The 22,309-nt window shown below is 60.2% G+C and carries 19 protein-coding genes and 2 tRNA genes; 5 read left to right on the forward strand and 16 right to left on the reverse strand.

Features of this window, described 5'->3' with window-relative positions:
- Nucleotides 1-48 precede the first annotated feature (48 nt).
- Nucleotides 49-411 (forward strand): diacylglycerol kinase, encoded by a 363-nt coding sequence (locus tag ACIO0C_RS27850; RefSeq protein WP_008060649.1) that lies wholly within the window; start codon nucleotides 49-51, stop codon nucleotides 409-411.
- Here the strand turns inward: ACIO0C_RS27850 and ACIO0C_RS27855 are convergent.
- Nucleotides 408-1,334 (reverse strand): LysR family transcriptional regulator, encoded by a 927-nt coding sequence (locus ACIO0C_RS27855; protein ID WP_401317136.1) that lies wholly within the window; start codon nucleotides 1,332-1,334, stop codon nucleotides 408-410. The two genes, ACIO0C_RS27850 and ACIO0C_RS27855, sit on opposite strands and share 4 nt — an antisense overlap.
- A 139-nt stretch (nucleotides 1,335-1,473) precedes the next feature.
- Here ACIO0C_RS27855 and fpr point away from each other — a divergent pair, with 139 nt between their 5' ends.
- A complete protein-coding gene (gene fpr / locus ACIO0C_RS27860) occupies nucleotides 1,474-2,253 on the forward strand; it encodes a ferredoxin-NADP reductase (protein WP_008054100.1) in 780 nt (259 codons plus the stop codon).
- 180 nt (nucleotides 2,254-2,433) lie between these two features.
- Here fpr and tsaA read toward each other — a convergent pair whose 3' ends face one another.
- The 6 genes from tsaA to rimO all read right to left on the reverse strand — a co-directional run bounded on the left by tsaA (nucleotide 2,434) and on the right by rimO (nucleotide 7,659).
- Nucleotides 2,434-3,132 carry a tRNA (N6-threonylcarbamoyladenosine(37)-N6)-methyltransferase TrmO gene (gene tsaA, locus ACIO0C_RS27865; RefSeq protein WP_401317140.1) on the reverse strand — a complete coding sequence of 233 codons (699 nt, stop codon included), beginning with the start codon at nucleotides 3,130-3,132 and terminating at the stop codon, nucleotides 2,434-2,436.
- A gap of 182 nt (nucleotides 3,133-3,314) precedes the next feature.
- On the reverse strand, nucleotides 3,315-4,085 hold the full coding sequence (locus tag ACIO0C_RS27870) for an SDR family oxidoreductase (protein WP_401317143.1): 771 nt from the start codon (nucleotides 4,083-4,085) through the stop codon (nucleotides 3,315-3,317).
- Nucleotides 4,086-4,295: 210 nt separating this feature from the next.
- Complete coding sequence (locus ACIO0C_RS27875; protein WP_103394455.1) at nucleotides 4,296-4,766, reverse strand: DUF1456 family protein; 471 nt, start codon at nucleotides 4,764-4,766, stop codon at nucleotides 4,296-4,298.
- 75 nt (nucleotides 4,767-4,841) lie between these two features.
- Nucleotides 4,842-5,552 carry an rRNA pseudouridine synthase gene (locus ACIO0C_RS27880; RefSeq protein ID WP_401317145.1) on the reverse strand — a complete coding sequence of 237 codons (711 nt, stop codon included), beginning with the start codon at nucleotides 5,550-5,552 and terminating at the stop codon, nucleotides 4,842-4,844.
- A gap of 183 nt (nucleotides 5,553-5,735) precedes the next feature.
- Nucleotides 5,736-6,209, reverse strand: a complete 474-nt coding sequence (locus ACIO0C_RS27885) for a GNAT family N-acetyltransferase (RefSeq protein ID WP_401317147.1) — start codon at nucleotides 6,207-6,209, stop codon at nucleotides 5,736-5,738.
- 112 nt (nucleotides 6,210-6,321) lie between these two features.
- A complete protein-coding gene (rimO, locus tag ACIO0C_RS27890; protein ID WP_008052161.1) occupies nucleotides 6,322-7,659 on the reverse strand; it encodes a 30S ribosomal protein S12 methylthiotransferase RimO in 1,338 nt (445 codons plus the stop codon).
- 288 nt (nucleotides 7,660-7,947) lie between these two features.
- Between rimO and ACIO0C_RS27895 the strand changes: the two genes are divergently transcribed.
- Complete coding sequence (locus ACIO0C_RS27895; RefSeq protein WP_401317150.1) at nucleotides 7,948-9,849, forward strand: potassium transporter Kup; 1,902 nt, start codon at nucleotides 7,948-7,950, stop codon at nucleotides 9,847-9,849.
- A gap of 107 nt (nucleotides 9,850-9,956) precedes the next feature.
- Here the strand turns inward: ACIO0C_RS27895 and ACIO0C_RS27900 are convergent, their stop codons facing one another.
- The 4 genes from ACIO0C_RS27900 to ACIO0C_RS27915 all read right to left on the reverse strand — a co-directional run bounded on the left by ACIO0C_RS27900 (nucleotide 9,957) and on the right by ACIO0C_RS27915 (nucleotide 14,555).
- A complete protein-coding gene (locus ACIO0C_RS27900) occupies nucleotides 9,957-11,252 on the reverse strand; it encodes an AcvB/VirJ family lysyl-phosphatidylglycerol hydrolase (RefSeq protein WP_401317153.1) in 1,296 nt (431 codons plus the stop codon).
- On the reverse strand, nucleotides 11,252-13,894 hold the full coding sequence (gene mprF / locus ACIO0C_RS27905; RefSeq protein WP_401317155.1) for a bifunctional lysylphosphatidylglycerol flippase/synthetase MprF: 2,643 nt from the start codon (nucleotides 13,892-13,894) through the stop codon (nucleotides 11,252-11,254). Before mprF ends, ACIO0C_RS27900 begins: the two co-directional genes overlap by 1 nt.
- Nucleotides 13,895-14,172: 278 nt before the next feature.
- Nucleotides 14,173-14,249 (reverse strand) — tRNA-Met (locus tag ACIO0C_RS27910).
- Between the two features lie 229 nt (nucleotides 14,250-14,478).
- Nucleotides 14,479-14,555, reverse strand: a tRNA-Met gene (locus tag ACIO0C_RS27915).
- Between the two features lie 298 nt (nucleotides 14,556-14,853).
- Between ACIO0C_RS27915 and dinB the strand changes: the two genes are divergently transcribed.
- Entirely contained in the window at nucleotides 14,854-15,915 is a 1,062-nt protein-coding gene (dinB, locus tag ACIO0C_RS27920) for a DNA polymerase IV (protein ID WP_401317158.1), read from the forward strand.
- Nucleotides 15,916-16,010: 95 nt separating this feature from the next.
- Here the strand turns inward: dinB and ACIO0C_RS27925 are convergent, their stop codons facing one another.
- The 4 genes from ACIO0C_RS27925 to ACIO0C_RS27940 form a co-directional block, all read right to left on the reverse strand.
- A complete protein-coding gene (locus ACIO0C_RS27925; RefSeq protein ID WP_401317160.1) occupies nucleotides 16,011-16,964 on the reverse strand; it encodes a hypothetical protein in 954 nt (317 codons plus the stop codon).
- Between the two features lie 17 nt (nucleotides 16,965-16,981).
- Nucleotides 16,982-18,697 carry a proline--tRNA ligase gene (locus ACIO0C_RS27930; RefSeq protein WP_401317162.1) on the reverse strand — a complete coding sequence of 572 codons (1,716 nt, stop codon included), beginning with the start codon at nucleotides 18,695-18,697 and terminating at the stop codon, nucleotides 16,982-16,984.
- 142 nt (nucleotides 18,698-18,839) lie between these two features.
- Complete coding sequence (locus ACIO0C_RS27935) at nucleotides 18,840-20,399, reverse strand: AmpG family muropeptide MFS transporter (RefSeq protein ID WP_401317164.1); 1,560 nt, start codon at nucleotides 20,397-20,399, stop codon at nucleotides 18,840-18,842.
- A gap of 44 nt (nucleotides 20,400-20,443) precedes the next feature.
- Nucleotides 20,444-20,824, reverse strand: coding sequence for an MGMT family protein (locus tag ACIO0C_RS27940; RefSeq protein ID WP_401317172.1), 381 nt, complete (start codon nucleotides 20,822-20,824; stop codon nucleotides 20,444-20,446).
- Nucleotides 20,825-20,960: 136 nt separating this feature from the next.
- Between ACIO0C_RS27940 and ACIO0C_RS27945 the strand changes: the two genes are divergently transcribed.
- Nucleotides 20,961-21,968: a DUF481 domain-containing protein gene (locus ACIO0C_RS27945; RefSeq protein ID WP_401317166.1), complete on the forward strand. Its 1,008-nt coding sequence runs from the start codon at nucleotides 20,961-20,963 to the stop codon at nucleotides 21,966-21,968.
- A 113-nt stretch (nucleotides 21,969-22,081) separates the two neighbouring features.
- On the opposite strand, the gene ACIO0C_RS27950 is transcribed toward ACIO0C_RS27945, so the two are convergent.
- Nucleotides 22,082-22,291, reverse strand: coding sequence for a cold-shock protein (locus tag ACIO0C_RS27950; RefSeq protein WP_002554837.1), 210 nt, complete (start codon nucleotides 22,289-22,291; stop codon nucleotides 22,082-22,084).
- Nucleotides 22,292-22,309: the final 18 nt, after the last annotated feature.

A 22,309-nucleotide genomic window follows, 5' to 3' on the forward strand; every position in this document is an offset into this window, starting at 1 on the left:
TTGGTTAATCTAGCGTTCTCACTCCTTTTTTTGGTCAGTTCCTACTCTATGTCACCTTTCAAAGGCCAGACCGGCCTGAAACGTATACTTAATGCTTCCGGCTACTCGCTGGACGGCCTGCGCGCAGCGTTCACCGGCGAGGCGGCTTTTCGGCAGCTGGTGTTGCTCAACGTCATTTTGATCCCGCTGTCGTTCTTCCTGAACGTGAGTCGTGTCGAGCAGGCGTTGCTGATTGCGGTATGCCTGCTGGCGCTGATCGTCGAGTTGCTCAATTCGGCCGTGGAAGCGGCCATCGACCGCATTTCCCTGGAACTGCACCCGCTGTCGAAAAATGCCAAGGACATGGGCAGCGCCGCGCAATTGGTGGCCTTGACCATGATCGCGCTGGTCTGGGCGGTGATTCTGCTTTAAGCGATCGCTGGCAGAACGATCTCGTCGCTGCGCTGCACCCCGGCGGTGAACGCGCGGCACAGGTCGAGGAACTCACGCATCGCCGAGGTCTGGTACTTCTGCTTGTGCCAGATGAAATAGAACTGTCGCGCCAGGTCCAGGTCCGGCGTCTCCACCGCCACCAGGCTGCCGCGACGGAACGCATCCCGTAGCGCCAGTCGCGAGATACAGCCTATCCCCAGGCCGGACTCGACGGCGCGCTTGATCGCTTCGGTGTGCTCCAGTTCCAGGCGGATGTTCAGCGCGCTACGGTGGTGGCGCATGGCCTGGTCGAACGTCAGGCGTGTGCCTGAGCCTTGTTCGCGCAAGATCCAGGCTTCCTGGCTCAGTTCCTCCATGCTCGCGGTACCGCGTTTGGCCAGCGGATGCTGTGGTGCGCAAAAGACCACCAGTTCATCTTCGACCCAACTTTGCACTTCGATGTCCGGGTGGCTGCAATCGCCTTCGATCAGACCCAGGTCAATTTCGTAGTGGGCGACCTGTTGCACAATATTGGCGGTGTTCTGCACGTGCAGCTTCACCTGGCTTTCCGGGTGGCGCTGCATGAAGCCGCCGATCAGCAGGGTCGCGAGGTAGTTGCCAATGGTCAGGGTTGCGCCCACCGCCAATGAGCCAAAACCCGACTTGCCATTGAGCAGGTCTTCGATTTCCTTGGCCTGGTCGAGCAAGGCTACGGCCTGGGGCAGCAGTTGTTTACCCAGGGCGTTGAGGCTCAGCCGTTTGCCGGCGCGGTCGAACAGCTGGCAGCTGCACTGGCGCTCCAGCTCGGTAATCGATGTGCTCGCCGCCGACTGTGAGAGATTGAGCAGGCCCGCAGCACGGGAGACGCTTTCCTGCTGGGCGACGGCAACGAATACTTGAAGTTGACGGAGAGTAAATCGCATATCGATATAACCGATAACCCTTATCTTAATAATCCAGTTAACAGATATTGTCGTCGCTATTAGAATGCGATGCAATTGCGCACCACAGGTCTCTTCCTGAAAGGGCAAGCGCAGACCCAATCTCCAGGAGTCCCCGTACATGAGCAACATGAACCACGAGCGTGTCCTCAGTGTTCATCACTGGAACGACACTCTGTTCAGCTTCAAGTGCACCCGTGATCCGGGCCTGCGCTTCGAGAACGGTCAGTTCGTGATGATCGGCCTGCAACAACCCAACGGCCGCCCGCTTATGCGCGCTTACTCGATTGCCAGCCCGAACTGGGAAGAGCATCTCGAGTTCTTCAGCATCAAGGTGCCTGATGGTCCGCTGACTTCCCAGCTGCAGCATCTGAAGGAAGGTGACGAGATCATCATCAGCAAGAAGCCTACCGGCACGCTGGTGCTGGATGACTTGAAGCCTGGCAAACATTTGTACCTGCTCAGCACCGGTACCGGTCTGGCGCCGTTCATGAGCGTCATCCAGGACCCGGAGACCTACGAGCGTTTCGAAAAAGTGATCCTGTGCCACGGCGTACGTTACGTCAACGAAGTCGCCTACCGCGAGTTCATCACCGAGCACCTGCCACAGAACGAGTTCTTCGGCGATGCCCTGCGTGACAAGTTGATCTACTACCCGACCGTGACCCGCGAGCCGTTCGAAAACGAAGGTCGCCTGACCGACCTGATGCGCAGCGGCAAGCTGTTCAGCGACATCGGCCTGCCACCGATCAACCCGCAGGACGACCGCGCCATGCTGTGCGGCAGCCCGAGCATGCTCGACGAGACCAGCGAAGTGCTGAACAGCTTCGGCCTGAAAGTATCGCCGCGCATGCGCGAGCCGGGTGATTACCTGATCGAGCGTGCGTTCGTCGAGAAGTGACCGTAGGTCACCTGTAGGAGCGAGCTTGCTCGCGAAGAACCTGAGGGCGCTGCGGGGCATCAGGCTTCCCGCGGTATCGTTGACCTCCATCGCGAGCATGCTCGCTCCTACAGAAGGCAATCGCACAAAAATAGCCCGAATGGCCTGGTAAGGTCATGCGGGCTTTTTCGTTTCCGGCGTTCAGGCTTTTGCGGGGATAACTTCCAGGACGCGGATCATCTCCGGCGTCGGATAATGCCAGCGCACATCCACATCCCACAGTTGCGCACCATATTCCCGTTCCGGGGCCGGCGTCTGGTACGCCGGGCGCGGATCCTGCGCCAAACACTGCTCGATTAACTCAACCAAGGGCTCTTCGAGGCGCTGGGCGTGCCCGTGAGCCTGTTGCAGGGCTGAGTCCGTCCACTGCACGGCAATCAACTGCGGCGCGGCGCTGGCGACGCTATTGGTGGCTGTGTCGATGATGTCTGCGTAAGGCACGTAGGGTTTGATGTCGAGGATCGGCGTGCCATCGAGCAGGTCGATGCCGGATATCCACAGGCGATTGGCTTCGACCTTGTCCAGTTTGACCACGGACTGGCCAATGCCGTTAGGACGGTGGGTGGCGCGGGTGGCAAACACGCCCATGGACTTGTTTCCGCCCAGGCGAGGCGGGCGGACTTTGAGGCGCGGCTTTTCCTCCAGGGCCTGATGGAACAGGAACAGCAGCCAGACATGGCTGACCTGTTCCAGGCCCTGTACGGCATCGCCCTGATCGAATGGCGCCACCAGTTCCAGAACGCCGCGCGCGGCCGGGGCCAATTGCGGCTGCCGAGGGATGGCGAACTTCTCCTTGAAGCAGGAGCGCACGAAGCCGATGGGGGAAACGCTGTAAGTCATGGTTGGTGGTCGAGGCGGTATGGGGTGGGCATGATAACCCGATCGACCTGTGTTCAGTGGTGCCTGTGCCGGCCCCTTCGCGAGCAAGCTCGCTCCCACAGTGGATCTCGACGGCCACAGATTTTGACAGCACAGAAAATCCCTGTGGGAGCGAGCCTGCTCGCGAAAGCCACACCGCCGATTTAGAGGCTGAACCCACCATCCAGCGGAATGATATTCCCGGTCATGTAAGCCCCGGCCGTACTCGCCAGGCTGATCGCCAGAGCCGCCATCTCTTCCTCGCGGCCCCAACGCTTCATCGGAATCAGCGCCGTATCCTGCGCCAGTGCCTGCGCATCACTGTCGATGTGCTGGGTCATCTTGCTTGGAAAGCGCCCTGGTGCAATCACATTGACGTTGATGTGCTGGCTCACCAGTTCCCGCGCCAGAATCCGCGACAGTTGATGCAAGGCCGCTTTGCTCGGCCCATAGGCGTACGCCTGTTCGCCGAAGGAAGAAATCCCGGCGACTGAGCCGATATTGATGATGCGGGCCGGGTTCGCAGGTGAACCCGCTTTGCGTAGCAGTGGCAGGAACTGCTGGATGCAGTTGAATACTGACGTCACATTCAGTTGCATGACCTTTTCCCAGCCCTTGATCGGGTAGCTTTCCAATGGCGCCCCCCAGGTGGTACCAGCGTTGTTCACCAGAATATCGAGGTGGGTCATCTGCTCACCCAGCCGCGTGGCCAGCTGCTGCACGCCTTCTTCAGTGGCCAGGTTGGCGACCACCGCGTGGCAGTGTCCGAACGCGCCGAGTTCGTCTGCCGTTTGCCGGCAGGCTTCGACATCGCGGGCGCAGACGTAGACGGTGGCACCTGCCTCGACATAGGCCTTGGCGATCATTTTGCCGATACCGCGGGTGCCGCCGGTCACCAGAGCGGTGCGGCCTTGCAGGGAGAAGTAGGGATGCATGGCTAATCCTGAGAACTGAGGGTCTTTACACCCTAGTCGTCAGCCGCCGGAAGCGGAGCCACTATTTTTACGCGGAATGGGGGGCCATTCGGCGTGGGCCCTTGTAGGAGCTGGCTTGCCAGCGAAGAGGCCCGAGAGCCTTGCGGCGATCAATCAGCCGCCTTCGCTGGCAAGCCAGCTCCTACAAGGGGTTGCAATCAGCCTTGGGATTTATTGCGGGCGCACGCGCAGGGTCAGGCCCTTGAGGAAGTTACGCAGCAACTGGTCGCCGCACGGGCGGTAGTTGGTGTGGCCGAACTTGCGGAACAGCGCGCTCAGCTCAGGCTTGGATACCGGGAACTCGGCGGCCTTGAGGATCGCGTGCATATCGTCTTCTTTCAGCTCGAAGGCTACACGCAGCTTTTTCAGGATGATGTTGTTGGTCACCGGTACTTCGATCGGCTGCGGCGGACGGCTTTCGTCCTTGCCGCGCTTGAAGATCACCAGGCCGTCGAGGAAGTGCGCCATGACCTCGTCCGGGCAGCGTACGAAACCTTCCTCGTCTTCCTCTTTTTTGTCGAGGTAGGTCAGCAGGTCGGCCAAGGTCACGTCCATGCCGCCGAGCTTGATGATCTCGATGACTTTTTTGTCGCTGATGTCGAGCATGTAGCGCACGCTGCGCAGTACGTCATTGTGAATCATGGTGTGCAATCCTGATATTCAGCAGTGGGCGCCGCACAAGCAGCGGCGCCAGAATGTGTGGCGGCGTGAGAAGCCTTAGAACTTCTCTTTGCCGGACAGGTAGCGCCATTGCCCCAGAGGCACCTTGCCGATGGACACGCCGCCGATACGGATGCGGCGGATGCCCACGACTTTCAGGCCGACGGCCTGGCAGAACAGGGCAATCACACCCGGCTGCGGGTTCTTCATGGCGAAGCGCAGGCGGTTTTCGTTCTGCCAGCTCGCCTTGACCGGTGGCAGTTCCTTGCCCTTGTAGGTCAGGCCGTGTTGCAAGCGATTGAGGCCATGCTCAACCATGTCGCCTTCGACTTCGACCACGTATTCCTGCTCGATCTTGCTCGCGTCGGCGGTGAGCTTGCGCAGGATCTTCCAGTCCTGGGTGAACACCAGCAAACCACTGGCATTGGCCTGCAGGTCGGTGCTGGCGGTCAGGCGCTGGAAGTGGCCCTTGAGAGGGCGTTTGCCGTAGCGGTGCTCTTCGCTCAGGGTCTCGGCGCTGATGGCCGCCATGGCGGTGTCCGCGTCCATGCCGGCCGGTACATTGAGCAGGATGGTGACTGGCTCTGGCGCCGAGGCCTTGGCCTCTGGATCCAGCTCGACTTTTTGGCTGCCGACCTTGAACTGCGGCTCGTCGACGACTTCGCCGTCGACGGTGACCCAGCCGCCCTCGATGAACAGCTCAGCCTCCCGACGGGAACAGCCGACGAGTTCGATGAGGCGTTTGGAGAGTCGAATCGGGTCAGTCATGACAGGGCCGTAACAAAAAAGGGGTGGGCATTGTACCTGCCTGGCGCCGGTTAATCCCGGAACCATTTGCCTCATGCAGTAATTGTAGGAGCTGGCTTGCCAGCGAAGGCGGCCGATTGATCGCCGCTAGGCTTTCGGGCCTCTTCGCTGGCAAGCCAGGTCCTGCAATTGTTCTATGTTGTTTCAGCCATTGCGCGTCAGTTGCCGAGCCTGGCGCAAACGCATGTGCAACAGCGGATACGGCTGGCCCATGCCGTCGACTTCCGAACGGCCGATCACCTCGAAACCCTGCTTGAAGTAAAAGCCCAAGGCTTGCGGGTTTTGTTCGTTGACGTCCAGTTCATCGGCGTTGAGGTTTTCCAGGGCGTAACGCAGTAATCGTTTGCCAAGGCCCTGGCCACGATGCGCCGGGTCGATGAACAGCATCTCGATCTTGCCCGCCGCGACACCGGCGAATCCGGTGATTCGCTGCTGCGGGTCTTTGGTGCAGATCAGCATCACCGCGTCGAGGTAGCGGGTCAGCACCAGGTTCTTCAACAGCTCGATGTAGCTGTCCGGCAGAAAGTCGTGGGTAGCGCGGACCGAGGCCTCCCAGACCCTGGTCAATTCTTCGTAGTCGCTTTGTTTCGGTGTATGAATGACCGAATGTTGGCGCATGCCAGCCTGCCCCTTGGATGATTGGAGATGAGAATCCGTTCCTCACCAAACGATAGCCGTAAAAAAGCCCCGCATCTCGTCAAGAGAGCGGGGCTTTTCATATTTTTTGCGACTAGATCTGTTCAGCCCACAGGTCGTATTCGTCGGCGTCGGTCACTTTGCACCAGACTTTGTCGCCCGGCTTCAAGTTGCTGCCATTGTCGATGAACACGTTGCCGTCGATTTCCGGCGCATCGAAGAAGCAGCGGCCAACCGCGCCTTGCTCGTCGACTTCATCGACCAGCACTTCGATCTCACGGCCGATGCGCATTTGCAGGCGCGCCGAGCTGATGGCCTGCTGGTGCGCCATGAAGCGCTCCCAACGGTCCTGCTTGACGTCGTCTGGCACCACTTCCAGGTCCAGGTCATTGGCCGGAGCGCCTTCAACTGGCGAGTACTGGAAGCAGCCGACGCGGTCGAGCTGGGCTTCGGTCAGCCAGTTCAGCAGGTACTGGAAGTCTTCTTCGGTCTCGCCTGGGAAGCCGACGATGAAGGTCGAGCGGATGATCAGGTCCGGGCAGATTTCGCGCCAGTTCTTGATCCGCGCCAGAGTCTTGTCTTCGAACGCCGGGCGTTTCATCGACTTCAGCACTTTCGGGCTGGCGTGCTGGAACGGGATGTCCAGGTACGGCAGGATCTTGCCGGCGGCCATCAGCGGGATCAGCTCGTCAACGTGCGGGTACGGGTAAACGTAGTGCAGGCGTACCCAGACACCCAGGGTGCTCAGGGCTTCGCAGAGTTCGGTCATGCGGGTTTTCACCGGCGCGCCGTTCCAGAAACCGGTGCGGTACTTGACGTCGACACCATAGGCGCTGGTGTCCTGGGAGATCACCAACAGCTCCTTGACGCCGGACTTGACCAGGCGCTGGGCCTCGTCGAGAACGTCGCCGACCGGACGGCTGACCAGCTTGCCGCGCATCGACGGGATGATACAGAAGCTGCAGCTGTGGTTGCAGCCTTCAGAAATCTTCAGGTAGGCATAGTGGCGCGGGGTCAGCTTGATCCCTTGCGGCGGTACCAGGTCGATCAGCGGGTTGTGGTCCTGGCGTGGCGGCACGACTTCGTGCACGGCGTTGACCACTTGCTCGTACTGCTGCGGACCGGTGACGGCCAGCACGCTCGGGTGTACGTTGCGGATATTGCCTTCTTCGACGCCCATGCAGCCGGTCACGATGACCTTGCCGTTTTCCTTGATGGCTTCGCCGATCACTTCCAGGGACTCGGCCTTGGCCGAGTCGATGAAGCCGCAGGTGTTGACCACCACGACATCGGCGTCCTGATAGGTGGACACGACGTCATAGCCTTCCATGCGCAGCTGGGTGAGGATGCGCTCGGAGTCGACCAGTGCTTTGGGGCAACCCAGGGATACGAAGCCAACCTTTGGATTGGCTGGCGCAGGAGTGGTGGACATGTCTAACCTCGGTATTTGTGACGCCTCCAGCCGCAAATGGGCAAGGCGACAAACGGGCACTTGGCGTGCCTCTGATCAAAAAGTGCGCAATTCTAGCGATGAGACGCTCACTTGACCAGCTTTATGCAGGGAAATACGACGAGTGCTGCGCTATGCTTCGCGCCGTTGGGCCTTACCGATTTTTTACAGTCAAGAAAACGTCTGTAACAACAGGTAAAACGGCGCATGCTGCAATGCAAAGCATAGTGCTTCGTTCAAAGAGGCCGGTCTGGGAATCAGGAGTGTTGGATGGGTCAGGCAGGTAGTCACGCGGCGGGCGCCGAGCATTCGGCGGCCAAGCCGATCGGCATGCTGGTCGCGGCGGTCGGGGTGGTTTATGGCGATATCGGCACAAGCCCGCTCTATACCCTCAAAGAAGTGTTCTCCGGCGACTATGGCGTACCGGTCAACCATGACGGCGTGCTGGGAATTCTGGCGCTGATCTTCTGGTCGCTGATCTGGGTCGTGTCGATCAAGTACATGATGTTTGTCCTGCGCGCCGACAACCAGGGCGAAGGCGGGATCATGGCCTTGACCGCGCTGGCCCGGCGGGCGGCGGCAGGGCATGCGAAATTGCGCGCGCTGCTGGTGGTCTGCGGGCTGATCGGTGCGGCGCTGTTTTATGGTGACAGCATGATCACCCCGGCGATTTCCGTACTGTCGGCCATTGAAGGACTGGGGCTGGCCTTCGATGGCATCGACCATTGGGTGGTGCCACTGTCGCTGATCGTGCTGGTGGCATTGTTCCTGATTCAACGTCACGGCACCGCGCGCATCGGCATTCTGTTCGGACCCATCATGGTCACCTGGTTTGTGGTGCTGGGGGCATTGGGTGTCCATGGGATCATTCAGCACCCTGAAGTGTTGCAGGCGATGAATCCGGTGTGGGGCGTGCGTTTCTTCGTCGTGCACCCGGGAATGGGCGTGGCGATCCTTGGCGCGGTAGTGTTGGCATTGACCGGTGCCGAAGCGCTTTACGCCGACATGGGCCACTTCGGCCGCAAGCCGATTGCTCGTGCCTGGTTCATCCTGGTGCTGCCGGCGTTGGTGCTGAACTACTTCGGTCAGGGCGCGCTGCTGCTCGGCGATCCTGAGGCCGCGCGCAACCCGTTCTATCTGCTGGCGCCAAACTGGGCGTTGATTCCTCTGGTCGGCTTGTCGACCCTGGCCACGGTGATTGCCTCCCAAGCGGTGATTTCCGGTGCGTTCTCCCTGACCCGTCAGGCGATCCAGCTCGGGTACATACCGCGCATGCATATTCAGCACACTTCCAGCGCCGAGCAAGGGCAGATCTACATTGGGGCGGTGAACTGGGCGCTGATGGTCGGCGTGATTCTGCTGGTGATCGGTTTCGAATCTTCAGGTGCCCTGGCTTCGGCTTATGGTGTGGCTGTGACTGGCACGATGCTGATGACCACGATTCTTGTGTCGGCAGTGATCCTGCTGTTGTGGAAGTGGCCACCCATCTTCGCGGTACCGTTGTTGCTCGGTTTCCTGTTGGTCGATGGTCTGTATTTCGCCGCCAACGTGCCGAAAATCGTCCAGGGCGGGGCGTTCCCGGTGATCGCCGGTTTTGCACTGTTTGTGTTGATGACCACCTGGAAACGCGGCAAGCAGTTGCTGGTGGAGCGTATCGACGAGGGTGGCCTGCCGCTGGAGATTTTCATCAGCAGCATCGCTGTGCAACCGCCGCATCGCGTGCAGGGCACGGCGGTGTTCCTCACCGCGCGACCGGACGCCGTGCCCCACGCGCTGTTGCACAACCTGCTGCATAACCAGGTACTGCACGAACAGGTGGTGCTGCTGACGGTGGTCTACGAAGACATCCCGCGAGTACCGGCCAGCCGGCGCTTCGAGGTCGAATCCTATGGTGAAGGCTTCTTCCGGGTGATCCTGCATTTCGGCTTCACCGACGAGCCGGACGTACCGAAGGCGCTGAAACTCTGTCATCTCGACGAGCTGGACTTCAGTCCGATGCGCACCACGTACTTCCTCAGCCGCGAGACGGTCATCGCCTCCAAGCTCGAAGGCATGGCCCGTTGGCGCGAGGCCTTGTTCGCGTTCATGTTGCAGAACGCCAACGGCAATTTGCGCTTCTTCAACCTGCCGCTGAACCGGGTGATTGAGCTGGGGACGCAGGTGGAGATGTAAGGCTTCCTGTAGGCGCGAACAGGCTCGCTCCTACAGTGGGATGTGATGTTCGATGAAAAAAGCCCCCGGAGCCTTCAGGCAGCGGGGGCTTTTTTGTGTGGCCCGGATTATTCCTGGGCTTCGGTTTCCTGCGCTTGTCGCTTCTGGATCACATCCACCAGCCGCTGCGCCAGGGCCGGGTAGTTCTCGTCGAAGTGGTGGCCGCCAGGCAACTTGATGGCTTCGCCCACCGCGCTCTTGTCGGTGCAGCCGCTTTCGTCGACTTCCTCTTCGCCGTAGATGCACACCACTTTGGCGGCGGGCAGCCTGGCCATTTCCGGGCCGGTAGCAGCTTCTTTACCAGCGTTGCCAAGCCAGCCCTCGACTTCGATTTCGAAGCTGCCGGTGCGGGCGAAGGCCAGAAGGATAATGGCATCGACGCGCTGCTGCTCGGACTCTGCCAGGCGGTTGTAGATCGCTGGCAGTACATCAGCGCCGAACGAGTAGCCGGTCAGGATGAAGCGCTTGGTGCCCCATTTCTGCCGGTAGTGCTGCATCAGCTCGGCGAGGTCCAGGGCGCTTTGCTCGGGGCTCTTGTGCTGCCAGTAGTAGCGCAGGGTGTCGATGCCGACCACCGGGTAGCCGATCTTGGCCATCTCGCCCGCCACGTCGCGGTCGAGGTCGCGCCAGCCGCCATCTCCCGACAGGAACAGGGTAACCGTATCCCTGGCCTGGCCGGCGGGCACTTCAACCACCGGAATCTGCAAGCCACCGGCGTCCTTGTCGCCACCGACCAGCAGCTTGCGCAGTTCGTTGTTCAGCACTTGCGGCAGGTTGATGTCGTAGTCGCTGATGCTGGTTTCAGCGTTGGGCTGGTCGCGCACGAAGCCGGCGCTGGTGTCGTCCGGGTTGTCGTTCCACGCCACGAGCCAGTGGCCATGAGATGCGCTTTTCGGCAGCAAGTGAGTGCAGCCGGGTTTTTCCAGGGCCAGGTCCACCGACACGGCCTGTGCCTTGTCGTTTTTCTGTTCGGACAACCAGCGCCAGGCCAGTACCGCGCCCGGGCCGATGCCGCTGACCAGGGTCGCCGGGCCTTTGAGTTCCCGCAGGCCCGATTGCAAGGCACGGCTTTGCAGCAGGCAGTCCTTGGGCAGGATCACCTGGACAATCTGCGCCGAACCGCTACGGCTCAGGGTCAGCAATTGCTTGTCGCTGAGTTTCTGCTCTTCGTTGACCGCCACCAGTACCTGGGCCTTGGGCGTGGTGCCGGGGATAACGCGGGTCATCGCCGCGCCATCGGTCGGGGTCAGCAGTTCGAGGGTGGGTTCCGGTGCCGGACGTTTGAGGTACCAATAGCCACCACCGAGAATCAGGGCCACCACTACCAGGGTGCCCAGGACATAGCGCAGGGAGCGTTGAATCATCAGCGTTTCACCAATCCAGTCAAGCCGCCCGCGATCAGGGCGGCAGTATCGGCCAAGGCAACCAGCGGATCGAGTCCGGCGGGCACGGCCATATAACGGGGTTCCCAGTCAGGCTGGAACTTGTCTTTGAAACGGCGCAAGCCTTGGAAGTTGTAGAGCTGCTCACCACGGCGGAATACCATCGAGCCCAGGCGCTGGGTCAAAGGGGCACCGCGACGGGGTTGCAACCCCGACAACGGCACCATGCCCAGGCTGAAACGCGCGTATCCGTGACTCTTATAATGTTGGATCAGGCCGACCATCATGAACTCCATGGTCAGCTTGGGGGCGTCCGGGTGCGCGCGCATCAGGTCGAGGCTGGCCAGGTCATGGCCGTAGGTCTCGAGCAGGTTGGCGAACGCGACCGGGCGTCCTTCGAAACGGATCACGGCAATGCGGAAGTGCTTGAGGTAATCGTCGCTGAAGCGGCCGAGGGAGAAGCCTTTCTCGCGCACGTTCTTGCCGGTCAGCCAGGCATCGGAAATCACCTTGAGCTCATCCATTGGCGCCTGGCCCGGCTCATGGATTTCCAGCGACAGGCCATCGCGGGTGCCACGGTTCCAGGTGTAGCGCAGGTCCTTCATCTCCTTGCCCTTGGCCTCAAGGTCAAAGCGCTTGAGGTCGACCCGGGCTTCTTCGCCCAGCTTGATCGCGGTCAGGCCGATGTCCATGTAGTACGGCAGGTTCTCCGCGCGCACTTGATAGAACACGGGGCGGGCGTGATGGATGTCACACAGGTCGCGGAACTGCCAGATCATTTCCGCCCGTTGCTGGCCCGGACCGATCGGGTCATACAGCGCCACCAGGCTGCGGCCGCGGCGGGCGTACATCAGGAACGCCTCGTCGTTGGGGTGGAACAGCAGCGCCTTGTCGCCGGTCAGGGCCAGGCCGCCATCCGGTTGGGCGGACGCCATGAGGATCTTGCTCGCGCGCTCCAGCTCATCGGCTGTCGGCAAGTGGATGACCGGGCGTGCGGTGCGCAGCAGCCAGGTCAGGGACACCACCACCAGCAGGACCGCCGCGCCGAGTAGCGAGCGCAAGCCGCGGGGAGCATCGGCATCGAGGGTGAACTGCCACCAGAGTTGATGGCTGTACGGAACGTCCTGGTATGCAAACAACAGCAGCCACATCGAGGCGCCAAGTACGCACAGGCTGGCCACCAGGTACAGGGGCGAGAACGGCACCTCGGTCAGGCGGCTGGGGCGATAGAACGAGCTCCGGAAAACCCCCAGCAGGCTCGCGGTCAGCACCATCAGGCTGGCTTCCTCCCAGTCGAAACCCTTGAGCAGGGAGAGCAGGGCGCCGACCAGCAGCAGAATGGTGGTCAGCATCCAGGCGGCCGACAGTCGACGACGCAGGCCTTGGGCCAGCAACAGGCACAACACGCCGATCAGGCTGGCGCCAAAGTGCGAGGCATCGACCAGGCGGTGCGGGATCAGGAAGCCGATATGTTCAAGGCGCGTGTCGATTTCCGGAGTCGCACCGGAGAACAGCAATACAACACCGGACAGGAACACCAGCACCGCCAAAATTGGCGCGGCCAGGCCGGAGGCGGCACGCAGGGTCTGGCGCGTCTGAAACAGGCGCTGACCTTCGCTGATCAGCAGGAACAGGCAGGCCACCAGCATCGGCAGCACCACGTAGATCAAGCGGTAGAGTAGCAGGGCGGCGGCCAGAGGCGCGGCACCGAGTTTGTCGGAGAAGGCGGCGAGCAAAATCGCTTCGAACACGCCGACCCCGCCCGGCACATGGCTGAGCACGCCGGCGGCCAGGGCCAGCAGATAAACCAGAAGAAACGCGCCGAACGGCGGCGCTTCCGGCAACAACAAATAGAGCACGGTAGCGGCAGCGGCTACGTCCAGTGCGGTAATGATCAGTTGCAGAAAGGTCAGGCGGCGCCCGGGCAGGCGCAAGGTGCGGCGGCCGATCTGCACCAGCAGGTTGTCGGCGTACGGTTGTTCCGGCAGGCGCCGACGGTAGATGCCGATGGCCAGTACCGAGAACAGCAACAACACAGCCGTCGCGAGGGTGCCCAGCAAGACCTGCGAAAGCCCCAGTGCGGCGGAGGCTGCCGGCAGGTCGCTGAGTGTCGCCAGCGCGGCAAGCGGTGGCAGGGCGCAGCCGAGCGAGAGGCTGGCGAACAGCGTCATACGCGCGACTTCAGTGGCCCCCAGGCCATGGCGCGCATACAGGCGGTAACGCACCGAGCCGCCGGACAGCATCGAAAGACCAATGGCATTGCCGATCGCGAAGGCGGTGAAGCCGCCCAGCGCCAGGGTTCGCGGTGCCAGGCTGACGCCGGCGTAGCGGCTGGCCGACCATTCGTAACCCAGCAAAATGATGAAGCCTGCGACGGTCGCGCCCAGCGCACCCAGCAGTGCCGGTTGCGGAACCTCGAGGATCGAGTCGTGCAAAGCGTCCAGGTCGAGTTCGCTCAAGAGGTGACGGCAGGCAATCAGTGCAATGGTGAACAACAACAGGGTGACCGCCAGGCCGATGGGTTGGCGGTACTTGCTGATCAGGTCAAGCAAACGCAGGCGTTGCGCCTTGATCGGTTGGGTCGCTGTGACGGTGTCTTGTGGGTCAGACGAGTTGGCGCGCATCAATCACCTCTTGGATTGTGCGCGACAGGATGGGGGTATCCAGCCAAGTTACCAATCCCTGTAGAAAAAAATAATCACGAATATTAACGCCAGGCACCGAGTCCCGGTGACAGTTCGTCTTCAGTCGTAGAGCGTGCGATGTGCGATTGAGCATAGTCGGAACTCAGCGCATCCGTGAGCCCCGAAGGTTCACCGCACAGTGACAGATCATTGTTGCGAAAGGACTTTTTCTACAGATACAAAAAAGGCCACTCTTTCGAGTAGCCTTTTTTGATGTTTGGTTGCGGGAGCCGGATTTGAACCGACGACCTTCGGGTTATGAGCCCGACGAGCTACCAGACTGCTCCATCCCGCGTCTGTGTGGCGGCATTCTATAGAGAATCGCCGGGGTGTCAACCGTTAATCCCGAACTGGGTCAAATAAGTGCGAAAAAGACCAAAGCAGCGGGAGGAGGGGAGCTAAGTTTCGGAATCAGAACGATTTCTCATGGCGTTGTAGCGCGGATCGCCATGAGAAGGTGGGGCGGACAACAAAACTGACGCGCACAAAAAAGGCCACTCTTTCGAGTAGCCTTTTTTGATGTTTGGTTGCGGGAGCCGGATTTGAACCGACGACCTTCGGGTTATGAGCCCGACGAGCTACCAGACTGCTCCATCCCGCGTCTGTGTTGGCAATTCTATAGAAATGCGCAGGGGTGTCAACCCGCAATTTTGATAAAACCTGTTCCGGTTCAATCGCTTAGCTGCAAATTGCATGTCTGCGATGGGCTGAGAGGCAGGCGTGGCAAGGGCTGAGGCTCTATTGGAGCCAACTCCTTGATTGAGAAAATAAATTTCTCGGAGCGTTCCAGCGTGTGAAAAAGAACCCTCAAGGTACTGGTGCTATATACAGTTGTCAGTGAGATACTGTTTTTCCTACATCGCGTGACACTATTTCTACTCCATGAACACCGCGTTGAAATGACCCAGCGAAAAATCATCCACGTCGATTGTGATTGTTTCTACGCCGCCATCGAGATGCGTGACGACTCGCGCCTGGCTGGAAAACCCCTGGCGGTCGGCGGATCGGCAGACCGGCGCGGAGTGATAGCCACCTGCAATTATGAAGCCCGTGCCTATGGCGTGCGCTCGGCCATGTCTTCGGGGCACGCATTGAAGTTGTGCCCGGACCTGACGATCGTCAAACCGCGCATGGACGCCTATAGAGAAGCATCCAGGGAAATTCACACGATCTTTCGCGACTACACCGAGATCATCGAGCCGCTTTCCCTGGATGAGGCGTACCTCGATGTGTCGGACAGCGCGCATTTTGGCGGCAGTGCCACGCGAATCGCCCAGGACATTCGTCGGCGCGTCTCCAATCAATTGCACATCACCGTCTCTGCCGGGGTGGCGCCCAACAAGTTTCTGGCCAAGATCGCCAGTGACTGGAAAAAGCCCAACGGATTGTTTGTCATCACCCCGGATCAGGTCGAGGCGTTTGTCAGTGGCTTGCCGGTGAGCAAGCTGCATGGGGTCGGTAAAGTCACCGCCGACAGGCTGGGCAAGCTCGGCATCGCCGACTGCTCGCAGCTGCGTGAATGGGGCAAGTTGGCGCTGGTGCGCGAATTCGGCAGTTTTGGCGAGCGACTCTGGAGCCTGGCCCGTGGGATCGATGACCGCCTGGTGCATAACGACAGTCGCCGTCAGTCCATTAGTGTCGAAAACACTTACGACGTCGACTTGCCGGACCTGCGCAGTTGCCTGGACAAGTTGCCGGAATTGCTGGAAACCCTCGCCTCGCGCATGGCGCGAATCGACAGCAGCTATCGGCCGGGCAAACCCTTCGTCAAAGTGAAGTTCCATGATTTCACCCAGACCACGCTGGAACAGGCGGGTGCGGGGCGGGATCTGGGCAGTTATCAGTTGTTGCTGACGCAGGCGTTCAACCGTGGCGGTAAACCAGTGCGGTTGTTGGGCGTGGGGGTGAGGCTGGAGGATTTGCGGGGAGGGTTTGAGCAGATGGAGTTGTTTGAGCGTTAAAACCTGAAAATCAAAAGATCGCAGCCTGCGGCAGCTCCTACAGGGGAATGTGGATCCCTGTAGGAGCTGCCGCAGGCTGCGATCTTTTAAAGGCCTTAATTCGGCCCCGGATCCGCCACCAGTCGCCCGGCATCCTTGGTCAGGGACTTGAGGAATTCGCTCTGCAGCTCCGGGTCGTTGCGAGTCAGTTCGATCAGGCTCTGTTCAAGCTCCGTGGCTTCTTCTTCCAGACCTAGTTCCGACAAGCGCTTGACCCGGTGAACCCACTGGCTCACTTCGTCGTCTTCAAGGTCGTCGTAAATCAAGCCATGGGCTTCGAGCAACTTGCCGCGCAAGGTGCTGCTCAGTGCGAGCGACGAATCGCTGTGCACATCGTCCTTGGCGTCCTGGACGTTGATCTGCAGCTTGCTCAGGTGATTGAGGTCATGTTCGGCGAACGGGCTGTCCAGCAGGTTCAGGCGCAAGACGCCGTTCTTGTCGGTGCTCAGCTGGAAGGTTTCCTTGCCAGCCTTGACCTCGACCGGACGCTCGCTCCAGGGCAGGCTCGAGTACTCCGTGCGCTTGTCGAGCTGTACTTCGTCGATGCCGGCCAGGTTCTGCTGGGCGCGTCCATGGGACTGCACGTTCATGAGCGGGTTGAGCCCGGCGAAGCCGTAGCTGAACCAGTCCCTGGTCATGCTATCCGGCAGATTGCCCAGGGCAAACACGTTGGCCACGTTGGCGCCGACCCCGGCCACCACCGCGACCGCGCCCAGCGGGATCTCATAGACCTCCCGCCAGGGTTGATACGGTGTGTAGCGATCGTAATGGCGGGTGACCTCGAACTCGGTGACTTCGAAAGTCTTCTGCTCGTGGATTTTCACCCGGCGTTGAGGCAGCTCAAGCACCTTGGGCTCACCCACATCGATCTGCAGGCTGTGATCGAGCAGTTTGCGCTCGACACGTTCCTCGTGCTCGCTGCGTTGTGACATGTGATTGGCACAGCCGCTGACCAGCAGGGCGCCGCACAGGGCGGCACCACCGAGGCCTAAGGTGTTTCGCTTGAACATGACGTCTCTATCTGGTTTCAGCGGCGGATACGGGCCTGAAGGAAAGGCAGCACGTCGGCAACCGGCAGCGCTTGCGGCTCGGCCTCGGTACGGCTCTTGTATTCCAGGTTGCCTTCGGCAAGGCCGCGGTCACTGACCACGATCCGGTGAGGAATGCCGATCAGCTCCATGTCCGCGAACTTGATGCCCGGGCTGGTTTTCTTGTCACGGTCGTCCAGCAGCACTTCGAAGCCGGCGGCAGTCAGTTCTGCGTACAGCTTGTCGGTGGCTTCGCGAACCAGGTCGGTCTCGTAGCGTAGTGGCACCAGGGCAACCTGGAACGGAGCCAGCGTGTCGCTCCAGATGATGCCTTTGTCGTCGTTGTTCTGCTCGATGGCCGCCGCGACCACGCGGGAAACGCCGATGCCGTAGCAGCCCATTTCCAGGGTGACCGGCTTGCCGTTCTCGCCCAGTACTTCGCACTTCATCGCCTTGCTGTACTTGTTGCCCAGCTGGAAGATGTGCCCGACTTCGATGCCGCGCTTGATTTCCAGGGTGCCCTTGCCGTCCGGGCTTGGGTCGCCGCTGACCACGTTACGCAGGTCGGCAACGGTCGGAACCGGCAGGTCGCGCTCCCAGTTCACGCCGAAGTAGTGCTTGTCGTCGATGTTGGCACCGATGCCGAAGTCGCTCATCAGCTCGACGGAACGGTCGATGATGATTGGCAGTGGCAGGTTCAACGGGCCGAGGGAACCGGCGCCGGCGCCGATGGCGTCACGCAGTTCGGCGTCGGAGGCCATGACCAGCGGGCTGGCGACGCCAGGCTGGTTGGCGGCCTTGATTTCGTTCAGCTCGTGGTCGCCACGGATGATCAGGGCGATCAACTTGCCTTCTTCTTCGGCGTGCACGATCAGGGTCTTGATGGTCTTTTCAATCGGCAGATTGAATTTTTCCACCAGCGCGGCAATGGTCTTGGTTTCTGGTGTGTCGACCAGGCGCAGCTCTTCGCTTGGCGCTGGACGCGAGGTTTCCCGCGGTACGGCTTCGGCTTTCTCGATGTTCGCTGCGTAGTCGGAACCATTGCTGAAGACGATATCGTCTTCGCCGGACTCGGCCAGTACGTGGAACTCGTGGGAGCCGGCGCCGCCGATGGAACCGTTGTCGGCTTCAACCGGGCGGAACTTCAGGCCCAGGCGGGTGAACACGTTGCAGTACGCCTGGTGCATGCGATCGTAGGTGATCTGCAGCGATGGCTGGTCAGCGTGGAACGAATAGGCGTCCTTCATGATGAATTCGCGGCCGCGCATCAAGCCGAAGCGTGGACGGATCTCGTCACGGAATTTGGTCTGGATCTGATACAGGTTGATCGGCAGCTGCTTGTAGCTGCTCAGCTCATTGCGCATCAGGTCGGTGATGACTTCTTCGTGGGTTGGGCCGGCGCAGAAATCGCGACCGTGGCGATCCTTGAAGCGCAGCAGTTCAGGGCCGTACTCTTCCCAGCGCCCGGATTCCTGCCACAACTCAGCCGGTTGAGTGCTCGGCATCAACACTTCGAGCGAGCCGGCGGCGTTCATTTCTTCGCGAACGACGGCTTCGACCTTGCGCATCACTCGCAAGCCCATCGGCAGCCAGGTGTACAGGCCCGAGGCGAGTTTGCGGATCATGCCGGCGCGCAGCATCAGCTGATGGCTGATCACGACCGCGTCGGAAGGCGTTTCTTTTTGTGTGGCAAGCAAAAATTGACTGGTGCGCATGGTTGGCCGTTATCGATTGCTGATGACGAGAAATGACGGAGCATTGTACGGGCGAGATCCGCTGTCGTACAGGCGTGCGGTCGGTGCGGTGGCAGGAGGATGGGATTGACCCCGTCCTCTGTAGGATTTCTGCGCGTGTTCCCTACGATTCTTCCATTACCTGGGTAGGAGTCGGTTCCGGTTTCGGTGTCGGACCTGCGCGACGGTTCTCCTGGAACCAGTGCAAGGCGATCAGCAGTAGCGTCGGAACACCCAGCAGGGCGGTGATCAGGAAGAAGTTGTGATATCCGAACTTCTCTACCATGACGCCCGAATAACCGCCGATCAGGCGTGGCAGCAAGAGCATGATCGAGCTGAGCAGGGCGTATTGGGTGGCGGAGAACTTGAGGTTGGTCAGGCTTGACAGGTAGGCGACGAACGCCGAGGTCGCCAGGCCCGAACTGAAGTTGTCCAGGGAAATGGTCACGATCAGCATGTTCAGGTTGGCGCCCATGTCGGCGAGCATCAGGAACAATATATTGGTGCCCGCCGACGCGGCGCCGCCGATGAACAGGATCGGCAGGATGCCAAAGCGCACGATCAGCAGGCCGCCCATGCCGGCGCCTACCAGGGTCATGATCAGGCCGAAGATCTTGCTGACGCTGGCGATCTGGTCCTTGGTGAAACCCATGTCGATATAGAACACGTTGGCCATCACGCCCATGACCGTATCGGACATCCGGTAGGTGGCGATCAGCCCTAGCAGCAGCAGCGCTTGCCAGCGATAACGCAGAATGAAGTCGTTGACCGGCGTCAGCACCGGCGCCAGGCCCCGGCGACCCATGGCCGACAGGCACAGGGCGGTGAGCGTGGTGTAGAGGATGGCGCGCAGGAACGCGCGGTCTTCGAGCAACAGGTCGAGCAGGCTTGCGCCTTCGAACAGCACACTGGCGAAGTCGGTGTTGTAGAGCTGGGTAAACATGGCCGGCACGGACACCAGCAGCACGATCAGGACGAACACCGAGGCCAGTTGATGCACGAAGCTATAGCGTCCGGCCTGCAGTTGCGTGCGCAGCGGCACCGCAGGTTCGCGCATGAAGAAGGAGGTGAGCAGCGCCGGGACCATCAGGGCGCCGAATAGCAGATAAGTGCCGGCCCATGCCGAATGCTTGTAGTTGAAGCCAGTGGAGCCGAAGCCTTCAGCGAAGAACAGGGCGCCAGCCGTGGCCAGCAGTGCCGCTATGCGATAGCCGGACATGTAGCTGGCGGCGAGTGCCGCCTGGCGACTGTCATCCGCGATCTCCAGGCGGTAGGCGTCCACTGCAATGTCTTGCGTCGCCGAGGCGAAGGCGACGACCACCGCGATGGCGATCAGCCACGACAAATGCTTTTGCGGGTCACAAAAGCCCATCCCGACCAGGCCAAGAATCACCAGCGCTTGCGACAGCACCAGCCAGGACCGTCGTCGGCCGAGTTTGCCGAGCAATGGCAGGCGCCATTGGTCGAGTAGGGGGGACCAGACCCATTTGAAGGCATACGCCAGGCCGATCAGGCTCGCGTAGCCGATGGTTTCGCGCGCCACACCGGCTTCACGCAACCAGACTGAAAGCGTCGAAAAAACCAGCATGTAGGGCAGGCCGGCGGCGAAACCCAGCAATAACAGTACGAGCGTCGAAGGGCTGGCATAGGCAGCAAGCGCGGCGCGCCAGGTTTTACGGGGCATGGGCTGGAGTCTGCCTCAAGAAATACGGAAACAAAGCGCGCACTCTAACCGCTGTGCTCTACCGGGCGCCACCCATGGCGCTGAATATCAACACGATTGTTCAGGATACTGATGCCCTCCATGCGCAACCGCGCGCGCTGTTCGTCCCCGGAGGGACTGCCTGCGGGCAGGCTCAGGCGCCCGCCGGCACCGAGTACGCGGTGCCAGGGCAATTTGCTGTCGCCGGGCAGTTGACTCAGGGTCCTGCCGACCCAGCGAGCGGCGCGTCCCAGTCCCGCAAGTTCGGCGAGTTGACCATAACTCACGACCTTGCCTTCGGGTACTTGCGCGAGTGTCAGGTAGAGCGCCGCGCGTCGGATTTGCGCGGCACTGTCGGTTTGTTCGGTCGGCTCGATCACATTCGCAGTTCCTGAAGTCGTTCGCAGTACCGTTTGTAGAGTAAATGCTGGACGGCCGGTTGAGAATTGAACTCAATAGAAATAGTTGGGTCAGTCCTTGCTAGGGTCTTATTCCTGCGGATAATGCCGACTTTTTTTCGCGAACCTGAGCCTGTATTTGCTTATGTTGTCCAGAACCGTGCTATGCCTCGCTGTCCTCAGTGCCTCCACTCCCTTGCTCGCGGATACCGTCTGGTTGAAGAACGGTGACAAGCTGAGCGGCAAGATCATCCTGTTCGATGGCGGCAAGTTGCTGGTCCAGACCGAATATGCCGGTGCGGTTCCGATCGACTGGAAACAGGTCAAGACCCTGGAAAGTGATCAGCAACTGTTGGTCAAGCAGGACGCCTACACCGGCGAGAAGGCCAAGTCGCTGCACGCGGCGGATGACGGCAAGGTGACCTTGGAAAACGGTGATGGTCCCAAGACGGTAGAGCTGGCGAGTGTCCAGCAGATCCTCAAGCCCAAGCCGGTGGTCGAGGATCTGGTGTGGAAAGGCAATATCGATGCGGCGCTGGATTATCAGCGGGCTGACAAGGATACCGACGATTACGACATCGACTTCAAGACCACGGCGCGCCATGGTCGGTGGAGACATATCGCGGAAGGCGAGTACAACCGCGAATTCCAGGATGACGTGGTCACGACCGACAATTGGCGGGGAGAGTACTCCCTCGACCGTTTCCTGACGGAAAAATGGTTCTGGCAAGGTCGCCTGGTTTACAAGCGTGACAAGGTCGAAGACCTCTCCCGTCAGCGTACCGTGGGTACCGGTCCTGGTTACCAGTTCTGGGATGACGAATTGGGGGCATTCTCCCTGGGCTCCCTGGTCAACCGCACTGATTACCAATTCAGCGATGGCAGCAAGGAGAACTTCTACTCAATCGCGATGAAGTGGGACTACAACCGTTACCTGATAGGCAAGAAAGTCGAGTTCTTCACCAATGGCGAGGTGGGCAAGCCGTTGTCGGGCGTGGCCGAGTATGCGCTGGATGCCGAGATGGGCTTGCGTTACAAGGTGACAGACTGGGCGTCGCTGAACCTCAAGGCTGAGCGAGACATCATCGACGGGACCAACGATGCTGACCTGGACAAAACCCGATACACAGCAGGGTTCGGCGTGGCCTGGTAAGACGTAAAAAAGATCGCGACTTTCGGGTCGCGATTTTTTTGCCCGGCAAAAACATACGGGCACAAAAAAGCCCCGCTGTTGAGGGCGGGGCTTTTTACTAAAGCAAGTACAAGTTAGATAACTTGAACTTCTTCAGCTTGCATGCCTTTCTGACCGCGGGTAGCGATGAAAGAAACCTGTTGGCCTTCTTTCAGGCTTTTGAAGCCGTCGGATTGGATAGCTTTGAAGTGAACGAACAGGTCGTCACCGGATTGTGGAGTGATGAAGCCGAAGCCTTTTTCATCGTTGAACCACTTAACGGTACCGGTTTGGCGATTAGACATGGTGTACGTCCTTGTACA

This window comes from Pseudomonas sp. NPDC087336 (assembly GCF_044744285.1).
GTDB lineage: Bacteria > Pseudomonadota > Gammaproteobacteria > Pseudomonadales > Pseudomonadaceae > Aquipseudomonas.